The organism is Burkholderia sp. AU18528 (assembly GCF_002223215.2).
GTDB lineage: Bacteria > Pseudomonadota > Gammaproteobacteria > Burkholderiales > Burkholderiaceae > Burkholderia > Burkholderia semiarida.
This window is the reverse complement of sequence record NZ_NKFC02000007.1, coordinates 146,795-160,872: the sequence shown is the minus strand read 5'-3', so window position 1 is coordinate 160,872 and position 14,078 is coordinate 146,795. Positions and strand designations below refer to the sequence as shown.

Sequence of the window (14,078 nt, the reverse complement as noted above, 5' to 3'; positions counted from 1 at the left end):
ACACGCGACAATCGCGGCGGACCACCTGGAGGCCTGCCGATGAAACAAGACGATCGCAACGCGTTGCGGAACCTGCAATACCTGTCGCTGCTGGAAGCGGCCACGCTCGTCGTGCTGGTGTGCGTGGCCGTGCCGCTCAAGCACCTGGCCGGGTATCCGGTCGCGGTATCGATCATGGGCCCGGTTCACGGCATCGCGTTCGCGATGTACGTGTGGGCGGTGGTCGGCACCGCGTCGAGCGGGTTGTGGAGCAAGGGCGAGGTCGCGCGGCTCGTGTTGTCGGCCGTGGTGCCGTTCGCGGGGCTGGCGAGCGCCGGCTGGATCGCGCGCAGGCGGCACGCGCGATGATTTACCTGGTGCTGAAGGCCGTGCATCTGGTCGCCGTCGTCACGTTCGTCGGCGGGCTGCTGCTGTCGTCGGTCGCGGTCCGTATCGCGAACCTCGCCGTGCATCGCGCGGTGCGGCGCTGGGATCGCACGGTGACGGCGCCCGCGCTCGCGATCGTCTGGATCGCCGGCATCGCGCTCGCGTTGAGCGGTCACTGGTTCGGCGCCGCGTGGCTGTCGGCGAAGCTCGCGCTCGTCGTCGCGCTGTCGGTGCTGCACGGAATCCTGGCCGGCACGCTGCGGCGCATGGAGCGCGACGATCTCGTCGCCGTGCCGGCGCCGTGGCTCGGGCGGACGGCGGGCGCGGTGATCGTCGCGATGGCGCTCGTCGTCGGGCTGGCCGTGCTCAAGCCGTTCTGACGGGGCGGGTGTCGCGCCGTTTTCGGGAAGCGCGTCATGCCGCGCCGCACCGGCAAAAAAGGCCTGGAAACTCGCGTTCCCAGGCCGGCAGACCATCGACGACGATGGTGGAGGAGACGATCTCGTCCCGATGCGCGCCGCCTTCGTGCCGGCGACGTCGTGCATGGCGTGCGCTCAGATGGCCCAGCCGCCAAGATAGAACGTGACGAGCACGGCCGCGATCAGCACGGTGCCGACGTTGAGCTTGCGGAATTCGCCGCTGGCGAGGCGGCCGATCACGAGCGTCGAGAAGCCGAGCATGATGCCCGTCACGATGTTCGCGGTCAGCACGATGAACACCGCGCACACGAGGCCCGACATCGCGTCGACCATGTCGTCCATGTGCAGCTTGCTCACGCTGCCGAGCATCAGCAGGCCGACGTACATCAGCGCGGGCGCCGTCGCATACGACGGCACGAGGCCCGCGAGCGGCGAGAAGAACATCACGACGAGGAACAGCAGGCCGACCACGGCGGCCGCGAGCCCCGTCTTCGCGCCGGCGGCCACGCCGACGCTCGACTCGATGTAGGCGGCCGCCGGCGCGCCGCCGAGGAAGCCGGAGAAGATCGAGCTGACCGAATCGGCGGTCAGCGCACGGCCGCCGTTGATGATGCGGCCGTTCTCGTCGAGCTGGCCGGCCTGGCCCGCGACCGCGCGGATCGTGCCGGTCGCGTCGAACACGGCGGTCATCACCAGCGCGAGCACGCTCGGCAGCACGGCCATCGACAGCGCGCCCTTGATGTCCATCGCGCCGATCAGCGATGCGTGGCCCGGCGCGCTCAGCGACGGCAGCGCGAAGATGCCGCGGTACTTCACGCCCGGATCGAAGATCAGGCCGAACACCGAGATCGCGATCACGACGAGCAGGATGCCGCCCGGCACGCGGCGCTTTTCGAGGCCGAAGATCGCGGCGAGCCCGATGACCGACATGATGACCGGGAACGCGGTGATCTGGCCGAGCGAGACCGGCAGGCCGGCGCCCGGGTTCTTGATCACGAGGCCGACGTCGTTCGACGCGATCAGCAGCAGGAACAGGCCGATGCCGATGCCCGTGCCGTGCGCGACGCCCGCGGGCAGGTTGCGCAGGATCCACGAACGCACGCCGGTGATCGAGATGCCGGTGAACACGAGGCCCATCAGAAACACGGCGCCGAGCGCGACCGTCGGAGGCAGCCCCTTGCCGAGCACGAGGCCGAACGCGGTGAACGCGGTCAGCGAGATCGCGCAGCCGATCGCGATCGGCAGCTTCGCCCACAGGCCCATCAGCAGCGAGCCGAACGCGGTGGTGACGCACACCGCGACGAACACGGCGCTCGTGTCGAAACCGGCCTTGCCGAACATGCCGGGCACGACGAACACGGAATAGACCATCGCGAGGAACGTGGTCACGCCGGCAATGATCTCGCGGCGCTGCGTGCTGCCGCGCGACGAAATGCCGAAATAGCGGTCGATGACTCCCTGGGCGCCGAAGTCAGTTTCTTCCGCGCCGACGCCGACCGTCGGCTGCACCGGGGTATCACTCATGAGCTTGCTCCTTTATCAGCATGCTGAAACGGCCCGTTGCGAACCGTCGTCAGGGTGTCTCGTATCTGGTTGGGATTGTTCGGCAACGTCGTGGGGACGAACGACGCGCGATGCGTGTCGTTACGCTCGAATCGAAACGATCGCGAGGGTGTCGCGTCGGACGACGCGTGCCGTGGTCGACCCCGTCGCGTGTGCCTTGCCGTAGCGAAGGTTAGGCGAGCCGCCCATCACGTCCCATCGGGGGACGAGCATGCAGCGCATGTCGCAGCGCTTATATCGGCGTGCGACGGGGCTCCGCCGCGCCGACACGCGTGTATACGCCTAGTTCGAATCCGTTAAGGCGACTATTTGAATGCGGGGGCGGCGGGCGGGGCGTTGGGTATTACGAATGACTTTCAGGGCGGCCCGGAAGGCCAGCGCGCATGCGCTGCTTCCGTACCGAAGCGGGCCTCAGCTGCGCGCGAGATGGGCGAGATACGCGCAGAACATGTCGGCCATCGCGTCCGAGTACGCGTCGATTTCCGCCGAGGTGCGCGCGGTTTCGGAGAACGCCTTGCCGCCCGTCGTGAGCGTCGTCAGGATCAGTTCGCACGCGAGCGCATGCGTGGCGTCGGGCACGTCGGGCAGCGCTTCGCGCATGAACGCGGTGAACACCCGGTTGCCCTCGGCCTTCACTGCCCGCGCCTCGGGGGCGTCGCGATAGAGCGGGGCGGCGTCGTCGAGAGCGATCCGCATCGGCGCCTCGTCGCATTCCGAACGGATGAACGCGTGGACGGCGGCGCGCACGCGCTCGGGCGGCGTCTTCCGAGTGTCCTGCAGGATCCCGCACAGCATGTCGTGCGTTTGCCGCCACTCGTCGTGCTGGAGCCGGAACAGCACGGACGCCTTGTTCGGGAAGTACTGGTACAGCGAGCCGACGCTCACGCCGGCCCGCTCCGCGACGCGCGCCATCGTGAAGCGCTGCGCGCCCTCGCTCGCCAAAACCTGAATAGCCGCCTGCAGGACGTCCTCGACGAGACGGGTCGAGCGCGCCTGCCGAGGCAGCTTGCGCGTGGCGATCGGGGCGTTTCGGCGGTCGGTCATGAGCGGTTTGCCAATGCGAATAGTAAAACCTGAATGGTTCGTCATATTCTAGTCGGGTGCAACGACGCACTCAACCCGATACCGGAGATTCGCATGACCACCCTGATGCTCGACCCGCTGGCTTCGTTGCTGGCGCGCCTGTTCGACGAAGCCGACGCGTCGTCGCCCGCGACGAGCCCGGCGTTTGCCGACGTGTCGCGCGACGAGCAAGCGCGGCTGATGCGCAGCAAGACGGATTACGCCGATCTGTATGCGCGCCTGAAGGATTACCCGCTTCCCGTGTCGCGCGAGACGGGCACGCTGCTGTACATGCTCGCGCGCAGCGGCAATGCCAAGGCGATCGTCGAATTCGGCACGTCGTTCGGCATTTCGACGCTGCATCTGGCGGCCGCGCTGCGCGACAACGGCGGCGGGCGGCTGATCACGAGCGAATTCGAGCCGACGAAGGTCGTACGCGCGCAGGCCAACCTGGCGGCAGCCGGACTGGCCGATCTCGTGGAGATTCGCGAAGGCGATGCGCTTCACACGCTGGCCGCCGGTCTGCCGGATTCGGTCGACCTGTTGTTGCTCGACGGGGCGAAGGCGCTGTATCCGGAGATTCTCGCGCGGGTCGAGCCGCGGCTCAGGGCGGGGGCATTCGTCGTGGCCGACAACGCGGAATACAGCCCCGACTATCTTGCCTACGTGCGCGCGCCGGAAAACGGCTATCTGTCGGTGCCGTTCGGCGGCGACGTCGAATTGTCGATGCGGACACGCTGACCGGGCGGAACGAGGGTGTCGACGATTTCACGCTTCCCCGTATCAAATATAGGATGCCTGATTAATGGAGGCGCGGCGAAAGGCGACGGGATGATGCCCGTCGCTTGCGCCGCCGTGTGCGTCACTTCAGGAACACGTAGCGCGCGAAGTACGGGAAGCGGCCGACCGCATGCTCGGTCGTGCACGTCGCGGCCGGCGGCGTGCCGCCCGCCGTGTCGAGCCGCTGCACGAAGCGCACGCCGGCGAGCGTGCCGGTTGCGGCCGGCGTCGCCGCGAGCAGCAGTTGCGGAACGCTGGCCGCGCTTGCGCTCGGCATTTCCGCGAGCTTCTTGCCGGTAATGCGGCTGCCGTCGAGCGCTTCCCACGACGGCCCCGCGCCGTGCCGCACGACGAGCGTGCCGCTTTCATCGAACAACGTCGCCTCCGGGCGCTTGAAGGCCCACGCGAGCCGGTGGTCGGCATCGTATTCGCACGAATAGATCTGCACGCCGGTCGCGGTGGTCGCCAGCACCGGCGTGGCCGGCGCCGGCGGCGCGAGGCCGGCAGCCTCGTCGGCGTGTGCGGGCGCGGTAAAAGCCGCCAGGGAAAGACCGGCCGCAAGGGCCAGCAGCATGTCGCGTGTCGGGGATCGGCTTGGCATGACGGGGCGTCCTTTCAGGTCGGGTGACGGTCGTACGACGTCGATCCCGTCAACGTTAGACGCCGATCGCACAGGCTGCAATGCGGAAATGACAATCGCGGCGATAGTCGCCACGATTGCCGAAGGAGCGGACCCGCGATCAGCGGATCGCGACCGGGTTGATGTTGACCTGCGTGGAGCCGACGTACAACGGCTGGCCGAGCACGAACAGGAATTCCCATGCCTTGTCGCGCACCAGCGCGCGGCTGTCGATCAACTCCAGGTTGTAGATGCCGCGCTTCGCGAGCATGTACTGGTTGACCGGGAATTCGTCCCGCGTGTGCGGATTCGGATAGACCTCCGACGCCCACGTGTCGCCGCCGAACGCGACGATTCCCTGATCGGCCAGCCACTTCGCCGCTTCCATGCCGATGCCGGGCTCGACGTCGAGGAACTGCTTGTCGTCCTTGCCGATCAGCTCGAGCCAGCCGGTGTTGAACAGCACGACGTCGCCCTTGCGCAGCGTCAGCCCCTGCTGCTTCAGCACGGCCTGGATGTCGGCGACCGTGAATTCGGTGCCGCCCGGCACGATCGGCTTGCCGTAGCGGGCGGTCATGTCGAGCACGATGCCGCGCGTGACGATCGGCGGCACCTTCTCGACGCCGAGCTTCTTCACGCCGTCGACGGTCACGAAATCGGCCGCCCGGTTGCCGTTGTAGTACACGTTGTCGATGCCGATGTGGCCGATGCCGTTGAGCTGCGTGCCGACGCCGGTCCACGCGTTGACGAGTTCGTCGTTGAACGTGAACTTGTTCGGGCCGAGGCTCTTGCCGGCCTGCTGGCCGACCTGCACGTTGTACAGCCGGAAGCTGCGATGGCGGAACGCCGGCAGGTGCTTGTCCACCGGCACGGCCAGCGGATAGGTCTTGCCGGCCTTCACGAGGCCGACCGCCTGCTTGACGACGTCGGGCGTCAGCAGGTTGGCCGCGCCGATTTCGTCATCGGCGCCATAGACGGACGGATACCAGTCGGCCGCCGCGGCCGACGCGGCGGCGTGGGCAGCTTGCGCGGCCGCGAACGGCAGGATCGCGGCGAGTACGAGCCGGGCGAGCGTTGCTTTCATTCGGGGCTCCTGTCGCGCGTTACGCCGCGGCTTGCGCGAGCGTCGGGTAGTCGGTCAGGCCGTGGGCGCCGCCGCCGAACAGCGTGTTGCGATCGTGCGGCGCGAGCGCGGCGCCGGTGCGCAGCCGCTCGGGCAGGTCGGGGTTCGCGACGAACGGGCGGCCGAATGCGACGAGGTCGGCCCAGCCGGCGGCGATCGCTTCGCGTGCGCGCTCGGCGGTGTACGCGCCGGCATAGATCAGCACGCCCGGGAACGCGGCGCGCAATTGCTGCTTGAAGGCGACCGGCATCAGCGGCGCGTCGTCCCAGTCGGCTTCCGCGATGTGCAGGTAGCCGACGCCGAGTTCGCCGAGCAGCTTCGCGGCGGCGAGGTAGGTCGTTTCCGGGTCGTCGTCGACGCAGCCGTTCAGCGTGGTCAGCGGCGCGAGGCGGATGCCGACGCGCGACGCGTCGCCGGTCCCTTCGATCAGCGCCTGCGTGACTTCGCGCAGGAAGCGCAGCCGGTTCTCGAGCGAGCCGCCGTACTGGTCGGTGCGCGTGTTCGCGTTCGAGTCGATGAACTGGTTCACGAGGTAGCCGTTCGCGCCATGCAGCTCGACGCCGTCGAAGCCGGCCTCGAGCGCGTGGCGGGCGGCGGTCCGATATTGACCGACGATCTCGCGGATCTCGTCGACCGACAGCGCGCGCGGCTCGGAGGCCTGCACGAAGCCGGGCGTGCTGCCGTCCTCGCCGGCGATGAACACGTTTACGCCCTTCGCCTGGAGCGGGGACGACGACACGGGTTGCGCGCCGCCGAGCAGGCTCGTGTGGCTCAGCCGGCCGACGTGCCACAGCTGCGCGAAGATGCGGCCGTGCGCGGCATGGACGGCGTCCGTCACCTTGCGCCAGCCGGCGACCTGCGACGGCGTGTGAATGCCGGGCGTCCACGCGTAGCCCTTGCCGAGCGGCGCGATATAGGTGCCTTCGCTGACGATCAGGCCCGCACTCGCGCGCTGCGCGTAGTACGCGGCCATCAGTTCGTTGGCTTCGTCGCCGGGCTGGCTCGCGCGCGAACGCGTCATCGGCGGCATCACGATGCGGTTCGGCAGCGTCAGCGCGCCGAGTCGCAGCGGTTGGAAAAGCGGGTCCTGGGTCATGGTGAATTCCTGTCGGTGCCGCGGCCGGCGGGCTGCGGACGGGTCATGTCGGATGAAGGTGCGGCGCGCTCAGTCCCACTGCGGCGCGAGGCCGGCCGGGTCGACTTCGCGGCCGTTGCGCTCGAGCGCGGCGATCTGCGCCATGTCTTCGTCGGTCAGGCGCAGCGTCTGCGCGAGCAGGTTGCTCGCGAGGTTCTCGCGCTTGGTGGACGACGGAATCACCGAGTAGCCGAGCTGCAGCGCCCATGCGAGCGCGACTTGCGCCGGCGTCGCGTCGTGACGCTGCGCGATCGCGCCGATCACCGGATCGCCGAGCACCTTGCCGTACGCGAGCGTCATGTACGACGTCACGTGAATGCCTTCGGCGTTCAGGAACTCGACCAGCTTGCGGTTCTGCAGGTACGGGCTCAGTTCGATCTGGTTCGTCGCGATCGCGTCCTTGCCGACGGCCGCGATCGCTTCCTTCGTCAGCGCGATGTTGAAGTTCGAGATGCCGATCTGGCGCGTGAGGCCCTTCGCCTTCGCGTCCGCCAGCGCGGTCATGAACGCGTCGATCGACACGCCGTTGCCGGGGGCCGGCCAGTGGATCAGCGTCAGGTCGACATAGTCGGTGCGCAGCTTGCGCAGGCTTTCCTCGAGGCTGGCCGCCAGCTTGTCCGGCGCGTAGTTGTCGACCCAGATCTTCGTCGTGAGGAACAGGTCGTCACGGCGCACGCCCGACGCGGCGATCGCTTCGCCGACTTCGGCTTCGTTGCCGTAGATCTGCGCGGTGTCGATCGCGCGGTAGCCGACTTCGAGGCCGTTGCGGACCGAGTCGACGACGACCTGGCCTTGCAGGCGGAACGTACCGAGGCCGAAGGCCGGAATCTTGCTCATCGTGTGCTCCTGGAAGAGGGGAACGGTTGCGGTATGCGAATCATTCTGGCGCTTGAGACTGATGAAATAAACGCCTTTAGAGGTCAAAAATATTTGACTTCAAATCAAATATCGGGCGTGTCGCGGGCGCGTGCGGGCCGTGGCGGCCTTATGCGACGCGCGCCTGCGGATCCGTGATCGAATGGAACGCGGGCAGCACGTCCGATGCGATCTCGGCCATCGTCTCGTCGAGCGGCCGCTGGTTGCGGCGGAAATGCAGGCCGATGTGCCGCACGCCCGCGTCGCGCATCGCCGCGAGTTCTTCCGTCAGCGCGATGCGTCCCGCGCGCGCGCCGAAGCGGTGCCGCTGCAGCGGTTCGTACGGATCTTCCGCGAGGTCGAGGTGGATGAAGCTCACGTACGGCTTGTCGCCGGCCACCGCACGCCAGTTCGCGGCGCGCTGCGCGTGGTCGGCCGGCGTGCCCGGATACGCGAGGCAGCCGTCCATGTATTCGCCGATCCACGCGGGCGTCTGCTGAGCGAGGCCGGCGACGAGCAGCGGCACCGGCGAGCGCGCGGCGGGCAGCACTTCCAGGCCGGGCGGCAGATGCCCGCGTGCGCCGTCGCGCAGCAACGCGATCTGGTCGCGGAAGTTCGCCCCGCGCGACGCGAAGTCGCGGCCGAACAGCGGATATTCGACCGGCCGGTCGCCGCTCGCGACGCCGAGCAGCAGGCGCCCGCGGCTCAGTTCCTGGATCGTCGCGGCCGATTTCAGCGTCAGCAGCCGTTCGCGCAGCGGCAGCACGACGGCGGCCGTGCCGAGCAGGATGTCGCGCGTGATGCCGGCGAGGTAGCCGAGATACGAGAACGTTTCGAACACCTGCGCGGCGTCGCCGAACGACGGGTCGTACAGCGGCACGTCGCGCACCCAGAGCGCGCGAAAGCCGAGCGTGTCGGCCAGTTGCGCGAGCTCCGCGTGGATTTCCAGGTCGGGCACGCCGGGGTGGCGGCCGTCATGCCGGCGTTTCGCGTTGCCGGACGCGGTCCAGTCGTTGTCGAGCGGCAGTTCGACGCCGATGCTGAAGCCGCCGGCGGCGAGCTTGTCGAGAGAGGGGGACATGATCGGGTTGCTCCGTTCAGACCGCGCGCAGGCTGCCGTCGAGCCGGTAGAAGTCGAGCGACGCCGCGGTGAAGAACGAGCGCGACGTGCCGGCGGCGAAGTCGTCGACATGCACGACGGTGGCGCGATCGGCTTCCTGCCACGAGATCGCGTAGGTGTCGCCGGCCACGCGCTGCCACGTGTATTCGACTTCACCTTTCGCGCCCGCATACGGGCCTTCGGTGATCTCGTAGCGCATATGAAGGCCGTCCTCGTCGTACGCGTTGAGCGCGGTGAGGCCGTCGTAGCGGACTTCGAATGTCTTGCCGGCGAACGGCGGACGTTGGGTCGATGCGTTCATGCTGGTGGCTCCTGTGAAAAGGTGACGTTCAGTGCGCGAGTTCGACGGGTTCGGCCGTGCGTTCCGGCAGCCCGTGGCGGCGGTCGAGACGGCCGCTCAACGCGGTGAGTGCAAACGCGCCGAGCGTGACGACGGCGGCGATCCACGGGGTGTGGCCGAGGCCGACGTTCGCGACGATCAGGCCGCCGAGCGACGAGCCGCCGGCCACGCCGAGGTTGAAGGCGGCGATGTTGAAACCCGATGCGACGTCGGCGGCGTCCGGCGCGAAGTGGCGCGCCTGCTTGACGACGTACACCTGCAGCCCCGGCACGTTGCCGAACGCCACGGCGCCCCACGCGAGCATCGTCAGCACCGCGAGCCATTTCACGTGGATCGTGAAGGTCAGCGCGAGCAGCACGATCGCGAGCAGCAGGAAGATCCGCTTGAGCGCCTTCACGGGGCCGACGGCGTCCGCGAGCTTGCCGCCCCACACGTTGCCGACCGCGACCGATACGCCGTAGCCGACCAGCACGAGGCTGACCTGCGACGGCGTGAAGCCGGCGATCTGTTCGAGCAGCGGCGCCATATAGGTGAATGCGATCAGCGAGCCGCCGTAACCGACCGCCGTCATCGCATAGACGAGCAGCAGGCGCGGCTGGGCCAGCACGCGCAACTGGCGGGCGAGAGGGGCCGGCGGCGTCTGCGGCAGCGCGCGCGGCACGAAGGCGACTGCGCCGACGAATGCGACGAGGCCGAACAGCGCGACGATCAGGAACGTCGCGCGCCAGCCGAAGTGCTGGCCGATGAAGGTGCCGAGCGGAATGCCGGCGACGAACGCGACGGTCATGCCGCTGAACATCGTCGCGATCGCGCTGGCGGCCTTCTCCTTCGGCACGAGCGTGGTCGCGATGATGGAGCCGACCGAGAAGAACACGCCGTGCGCGAGGCCGGTGAGCACGCGCGCGACGATCAGCGATTCGTAGCCGGGCGCCTGCCATGCGACGAGGTTGCCGACGGTGAAGAGCGCCATCAGCCCGGCGAGCAGCGCCTTGCGCGGCACGCGGCCGGTGAGCGCGGTGAGCAGCGGCGCGCCGATGGCGACGGCCAGCGCGTACAGGCTGACGAGCAGGCCGGCGGACGGCAGGCTGACGCCGAGGTCGGCGCCGATCGTCGGGATCAGCCCGACGATCACGAATTCGGTGGTGCCGATGGCAAAGGCGCTGATGGTCAGCGCAAGCAACGCGAGTGGCATGACGGGATCCGGGTTTCAGTAGGAATGGATCGCAGTGTGCCGGCTTTACTTTTGCTGAAAAACTCGTCTATAAACCAAATTGTTTTGATTTCAACTCAACAATGAAGACCACCCTCGACGAACTCCAGGCCTTTACCGCCGTGGTCGATACCGGTTCGATCACGGCGGCCGCCCAGCAGCTCGATCTCACCGTGTCGGCGACGAGCCGCACGCTCGCGCGGCTCGAGGAAAAGCTGAAGACCACGCTGCTGCGCCGGACCACGCGCCGGCTCGAACTGACCGAGGAAGGGCGCGCGTTCCTGCAGGACGCGCGCGCGATCATCGAATCGGTCGAGAACGCGGAGGAGCAGATGCTCGCGCGGCGCGAGATGCCGTCCGGGCGCCTGCGCGTCGACGCCGCGACGCCGTTCATGCTGCACGTGATCGTGCCGCTCGTGCGCGGCTACCGCGAGCGCTTCCCGAAGGTCGAGCTGGAACTGAACAGCAACGAGGGCATCACCGATCTGCTGGAGCGGCGCACCGACGTCGCGGTCCGGATCGGCCGGCTGAAGGATTCGACGCTGCACAGCCGGCGCATCGGCAACAGCCGGCTGCGTATCCTAGCGAGCCCCGCGTATATCGAAGCGCATGGCCAGCCGCGCAAGGTCGAGGATCTCGACAAGCACACGCTGCTCGGCTTCACGCAGCCCGAATCGCTGAACGTATGGCCGATCCTCGGCACGGACGGCGAAGCGTACCGCATCGAGCCGGACGTGTATTCGTCGAGCGGCGAAACGCTGCGGCAGCTTGCGCTGGAGGGCACGGGTGTCGTCTGCCTGTCCGATTTCGTGACCGCGCAGGATCGCGATGCGGGGCGGCTGGTGCAGGTGCTCGCGCGCCAGACGCTCGACGTCCAGCAGCCGATTCACGCGGTGTACTACCGCAATACCGCGATCTCGTCGCGGATCGCGTCGTTCGTCGACTATCTGATCGAGGTGCTGGGCGGCGGCAGCGGCGGTGACGGGCGGGCGCGGCGCAAGGCCGCGTGGATGGAGCCGCAGTAGCGACGCAGGGCAGGCGGCGCTGCCCTTCGGGAGCCGGCGTGCCGCGCGTCGGCACGCCGTCGTGCTGCGATTACGCCTCTTCGGCCCACGACATCCCGTCGCGCGCGAGCAGCGCCGACGAGGCCGCGGGCCCGAACGTGCCGGCCGTGTACAGGCGCGGCCGGTCGCCGAGCTGCTTCCAGCCGTCGAGGATCGGCTCGACCCACGACCACGCGGCTTCGAGCTCGTCGCGGCGCATGAAGTGCGTGAGGCGGCCGCGGATCACGTCGATCAGCAGCCGTTCGTACGCTTCCGCGCGCCGTTCCGGAATCGCCTGCTGCAGGTCGAGATTCAGGCTCACCGGCACCATGTTCATGCCGCTGCCCGGTTCCTTCGCGAGCATCTGCAACTGGATCGACTCTTCCGGCTGGAGCTGGATCACGAGGCGGTTGCCGTAATTGCGCGGGCCGGTCGGGATGATCGAGAACGGCATGTCCGCGAACTCGATCACGATTTCCGACTGGCGGCGCTGCAACCGCTTGCCGGTGCGCAGGAAGAACGGCACGTTCGCCCAGCGCCAGTTGTTGATGTGCGCGCGCAGCGCGACGAAGGTTTCCGCGCGGCTGTCCGCCGGCACGTTGTCTTCCTCGAGATAGCCCTTGACCGGCTGGCCGTCGACCGCGCCGGCCGTGTACTGGCCGCGCACCGTGTCGCGCGCGACGTCCGACAGCGACATCGGTCGCAGCGAGCGCAGCACCTTCAGCTTCTCGTCGCGCACCGCGTCCGGGTCGAGCGACACGGGCGGCTCCATCGCGACGATGCACAGCAGCTGCAGCAGGTGGTTCTGCACCATGTCGCGCAGCGCGCCGGTATGGTCGTAGAAGCCCGCGCGGCTGCCGACGCCGACCGTTTCCGCGACCGTGATCTGCACGCTGCGGATGTTCGGCGCCTGCCACAGCGGCCCGAAGATCGGGTTGCCGAAGCGCAGCACCATCAGGTTCTGCACGGTTTCCTTGCCGAGATAGTGGTCGATCCGGTAGATCTGCGATTCCTCGAAGTGCTTGCCGACCGCGTCGTTGATCGCCTTCGCGGAAGCGAGATCGTGGCCGAGCGGCTTTTCGAGGACGACGCGCGAATGCGCGTCGACGAGGTGCGCGGCCGACAGGTTGTCGCAGATCGTCGTGAACAGTTCCGGTGACGTCGACAGGTAGAACACGCGCACGGCCTCTCCGCGCGCCGCTTCGGCGAGCCGCTGGTAGTCGTCCGGCGTGTTCACGTCGATCAGCACGTACTTGAACAGGTCGAGGAAGCGGGCCCACGCGTCGGCGTCGAACGCCTTCGCGTCGATGAACGGGCGCGACTGCTCGTCCATGAACTTGCGATAGCCGTCGATGCCCCAGTCGCGGCGGCCGACGGCGATGATGCGCGTCTCGGGCGGAAGATTGCAGTGCAGGTGCGCCATGTACAGCGCGGGCAACAGCTTGCGGGCGGCCAGGTCGCCGCCGCCGCCGAAAATGATCATGTCGACGGGCCGGTCGGCCGCGGTCTGGGAAGGCTGATTCGTCATGGGAGGTTCGCGGTTTGAAACGGTGAACGTGAAACGAACGTCGAGGGCATCGGGCGCCGGTTGGCCGGCGCCGGTACGGCAAAACGCTAATAGTGCACCGTTTTGATGGTTTGCGTCTGCGTTCGCGCGATGTAACGGGGCTTGCATTTCCGATGATGGGTCGATTATGATTGAGCACTCACTCATTAAAGGAATCGACCGTGGCCCGACCGCGCAGTCCCGACAAGCACGAAGCCATCCTCGCGGCTGCCGCGCGCGCGCTCGCCGAGGACGGCGCGAGCGCGACCACCGCGCGCATCGCACGGCTTGCCGGCGTGGCGGAAGGCACGGTGTTCACGTACTTCGAGACCAAGGATGCGTTGTTGAACGCGCTGTACGTGAGCCTGAAGGCCGACATGCGCGAAGCGATGATGACCGGGTTTCCGGAACATGCGCCGGCCGAGCAGGCGGTGCGGCATGCGTGGAACGGCTATGTGTCGTGGGGCGTCGCGAATCCGGACGGCCGGCGCGCGCTGCGGCAGTTGGGCGTGAGCGGGCGCATCGACGATGCGCATCGGGCCGCGGGCTCGGAAGGCTTCGGCGGGATCGGCGCGCTGCTGCGCGAACAGGTCGCCGCGTCGGGCGCGTTGAGCCGCGACGAAGCGCATGCGTTCTGCTCGGCGTTGTTTACGTCGATCGCGGAAACCGCGATGGAGTCGATCGCCCGCGATCCGGCGCGCGCCGATGCATACCGGGAAGCCGGGTTTCGAGCGTTGTGGGCGGTATTGCACGCGGTGTGAGTCGAGGAATGGCGTCGTGGCGGCATGTGCCGCGGCGACGGCGGGGTGGGGCAGGCAGGACGGCGCAGGTCACGAACGATCGACGCGTCGCCCATATTAATGAGTGAGTAATCATTCATTTTGATGGTTTCATCAC

At 68.0% G+C, this 14,078-nt stretch carries 15 protein-coding genes; 5 read left to right on the top strand and 10 right to left on the bottom strand.

The genetic code is table 11. The annotated features are described in order from the left end of the window. Positions 1–39 precede the first annotated feature (39 nt). Together CFB52_RS27445 and CFB52_RS27440 are read left to right on the top strand one after the other, a co-directional pair. The gene (locus CFB52_RS27445) at positions 40–348 is read left to right on the top strand and encodes a DUF3817 domain-containing protein (RefSeq protein ID WP_060011258.1); all 309 of its coding nucleotides are present in this window, start codon (positions 40–42) and stop codon (positions 346–348) included. Beyond that, positions 345–746: a CopD family protein gene (locus CFB52_RS27440; protein ID WP_059581958.1), complete on the top strand. Its 402-nt coding sequence runs from the start codon at positions 345–347 to the stop codon at positions 744–746. Before CFB52_RS27445 ends, CFB52_RS27440 begins: the two co-directional genes overlap by 4 nt. 174 nt (positions 747–920) lie before the next feature. On the opposite strand, the gene CFB52_RS27435 is transcribed toward CFB52_RS27440, so the two are convergent. Then, a complete protein-coding gene (locus tag CFB52_RS27435) occupies positions 921–2,309 on the bottom strand; it encodes an NCS2 family permease (RefSeq protein ID WP_059641498.1) in 1,389 nt (462 codons plus the stop codon). Between the two features lie 450 nt (positions 2,310–2,759). Continuing rightward, a complete protein-coding gene (locus CFB52_RS27430) occupies positions 2,760–3,437 on the bottom strand; it encodes a TetR family transcriptional regulator (protein WP_099318022.1) in 678 nt (225 codons plus the stop codon). Between the two features lie 48 nt (positions 3,438–3,485). On the opposite strand from CFB52_RS27430, the gene CFB52_RS27425 reads away from it, so the two are divergent. Further along, positions 3,486–4,151: an O-methyltransferase gene (locus CFB52_RS27425; RefSeq protein ID WP_099318021.1), complete on the top strand. Its 666-nt coding sequence runs from the start codon at positions 3,486–3,488 to the stop codon at positions 4,149–4,151. Between the two features lie 121 nt (positions 4,152–4,272). Here CFB52_RS27425 and CFB52_RS27420 read toward each other — a convergent pair whose 3' ends face one another. The 7 genes from CFB52_RS27420 to CFB52_RS27390 form a co-directional block, all read right to left on the bottom strand. Then, the gene (locus CFB52_RS27420; RefSeq protein ID WP_099318020.1) at positions 4,273–4,791 is read right to left on the bottom strand and encodes a DUF3455 domain-containing protein; all 519 of its coding nucleotides are present in this window, start codon (positions 4,789–4,791) and stop codon (positions 4,273–4,275) included. A gap of 139 nt (positions 4,792–4,930) precedes the next feature. Then, positions 4,931–5,893, bottom strand: a complete 963-nt coding sequence (locus CFB52_RS27415) for a cyclase family protein (protein ID WP_099318019.1) — start codon at positions 5,891–5,893, stop codon at positions 4,931–4,933. 19 nt (positions 5,894–5,912) lie between these two features. Further along, positions 5,913–7,028 (bottom strand): alkene reductase, encoded by a 1,116-nt coding sequence (locus CFB52_RS27410; protein WP_099318018.1) that lies wholly within the window; start codon positions 7,026–7,028, stop codon positions 5,913–5,915. Positions 7,029–7,097: 69 nt separating this feature from the next. Then, positions 7,098–7,904 (bottom strand): 2,5-didehydrogluconate reductase DkgB, encoded by an 807-nt coding sequence (gene dkgB / locus CFB52_RS27405; protein WP_059581975.1) that lies wholly within the window; start codon positions 7,902–7,904, stop codon positions 7,098–7,100. A 148-nt stretch (positions 7,905–8,052) separates the two neighbouring features. After that, positions 8,053–9,003 carry a TIGR03571 family LLM class oxidoreductase gene (locus CFB52_RS27400; RefSeq protein ID WP_099318017.1) on the bottom strand — a complete coding sequence of 317 codons (951 nt, stop codon included), beginning with the start codon at positions 9,001–9,003 and terminating at the stop codon, positions 8,053–8,055. Between the two features lie 16 nt (positions 9,004–9,019). Next, positions 9,020–9,343, bottom strand: a complete 324-nt coding sequence (locus CFB52_RS27395) for a hypothetical protein (protein WP_059581980.1) — start codon at positions 9,341–9,343, stop codon at positions 9,020–9,022. Between the two features lie 28 nt (positions 9,344–9,371). Beyond that, a complete protein-coding gene (locus CFB52_RS27390) occupies positions 9,372–10,574 on the bottom strand; it encodes an MFS transporter (RefSeq protein ID WP_059581982.1) in 1,203 nt (400 codons plus the stop codon). Between the two features lie 101 nt (positions 10,575–10,675). Here CFB52_RS27390 and CFB52_RS27385 point away from each other — a divergent pair, with 101 nt between their 5' ends. Further along, positions 10,676–11,617: a LysR family transcriptional regulator gene (locus tag CFB52_RS27385; protein WP_059581985.1), complete on the top strand. Its 942-nt coding sequence runs from the start codon at positions 10,676–10,678 to the stop codon at positions 11,615–11,617. Between the two features lie 70 nt (positions 11,618–11,687). On the opposite strand, the gene zwf is transcribed toward CFB52_RS27385, so the two are convergent. Continuing rightward, positions 11,688–13,163 carry a glucose-6-phosphate dehydrogenase gene (gene zwf, locus CFB52_RS27380; protein WP_099318016.1) on the bottom strand — a complete coding sequence of 492 codons (1,476 nt, stop codon included), beginning with the start codon at positions 13,161–13,163 and terminating at the stop codon, positions 11,688–11,690. Between the two features lie 200 nt (positions 13,164–13,363). Between zwf and CFB52_RS27375 the strand changes: the two genes are divergently transcribed. Beyond that, entirely contained in the window at positions 13,364–13,942 is a 579-nt protein-coding gene (locus tag CFB52_RS27375; protein WP_059581990.1) for a TetR/AcrR family transcriptional regulator, read from the top strand. The last annotated feature ends 136 nt before the right edge of the window (positions 13,943–14,078 follow it).

What these genes read in the sequence shown, in the direction of transcription:
- CFB52_RS27445 (WP_060011258.1), top strand. Translation starts at nt 40, where the DNA reads ATGAAACAAGACGATCGCAACGCGTTGCGGAACCTGCAATACCTGTCG.
- CFB52_RS27440 (WP_059581958.1), top strand. Translation starts at nt 345, where the DNA reads ATGATTTACCTGGTGCTGAAGGCCGTGCATCTGGTCGCCGTCGTCACG.
- CFB52_RS27435 (WP_059641498.1), bottom strand. Translation starts at nt 2,309, where the DNA reads ATGAGTGATACCCCGGTGCAGCCGACGGTCGGCGTCGGCGCGGAAGAA.
- CFB52_RS27430 (WP_099318022.1), bottom strand. Translation starts at nt 3,437, where the DNA reads ATGACGAACCATTCAGGTTTTACTATTCGCATTGGCAAACCGCTCATG.
- CFB52_RS27425 (WP_099318021.1), top strand. Translation starts at nt 3,486, where the DNA reads ATGACCACCCTGATGCTCGACCCGCTGGCTTCGTTGCTGGCGCGCCTG.
- CFB52_RS27420 (WP_099318020.1), bottom strand. Translation starts at nt 4,791, where the DNA reads ATGCCAAGCCGATCCCCGACACGCGACATGCTGCTGGCCCTTGCGGCC.
- CFB52_RS27415 (WP_099318019.1), bottom strand. Translation starts at nt 5,893, where the DNA reads ATGAAAGCAACGCTCGCCCGGCTCGTACTCGCCGCGATCCTGCCGTTC.
- CFB52_RS27410 (WP_099318018.1), bottom strand. Translation starts at nt 7,028, where the DNA reads ATGACCCAGGACCCGCTTTTCCAACCGCTGCGACTCGGCGCGCTGACG.
- dkgB (WP_059581975.1), bottom strand. Translation starts at nt 7,904, where the DNA reads ATGAGCAAGATTCCGGCCTTCGGCCTCGGTACGTTCCGCCTGCAAGGC.
- CFB52_RS27400 (WP_099318017.1), bottom strand. Translation starts at nt 9,003, where the DNA reads ATGTCCCCCTCTCTCGACAAGCTCGCCGCCGGCGGCTTCAGCATCGGC.
- CFB52_RS27395 (WP_059581980.1), bottom strand. Translation starts at nt 9,343, where the DNA reads ATGAACGCATCGACCCAACGTCCGCCGTTCGCCGGCAAGACATTCGAA.
- CFB52_RS27390 (WP_059581982.1), bottom strand. Translation starts at nt 10,574, where the DNA reads ATGCCACTCGCGTTGCTTGCGCTGACCATCAGCGCCTTTGCCATCGGC.
- CFB52_RS27385 (WP_059581985.1), top strand. Translation starts at nt 10,676, where the DNA reads ATGAAGACCACCCTCGACGAACTCCAGGCCTTTACCGCCGTGGTCGAT.
- zwf (WP_099318016.1), bottom strand. Translation starts at nt 13,163, where the DNA reads ATGACGAATCAGCCTTCCCAGACCGCGGCCGACCGGCCCGTCGACATG.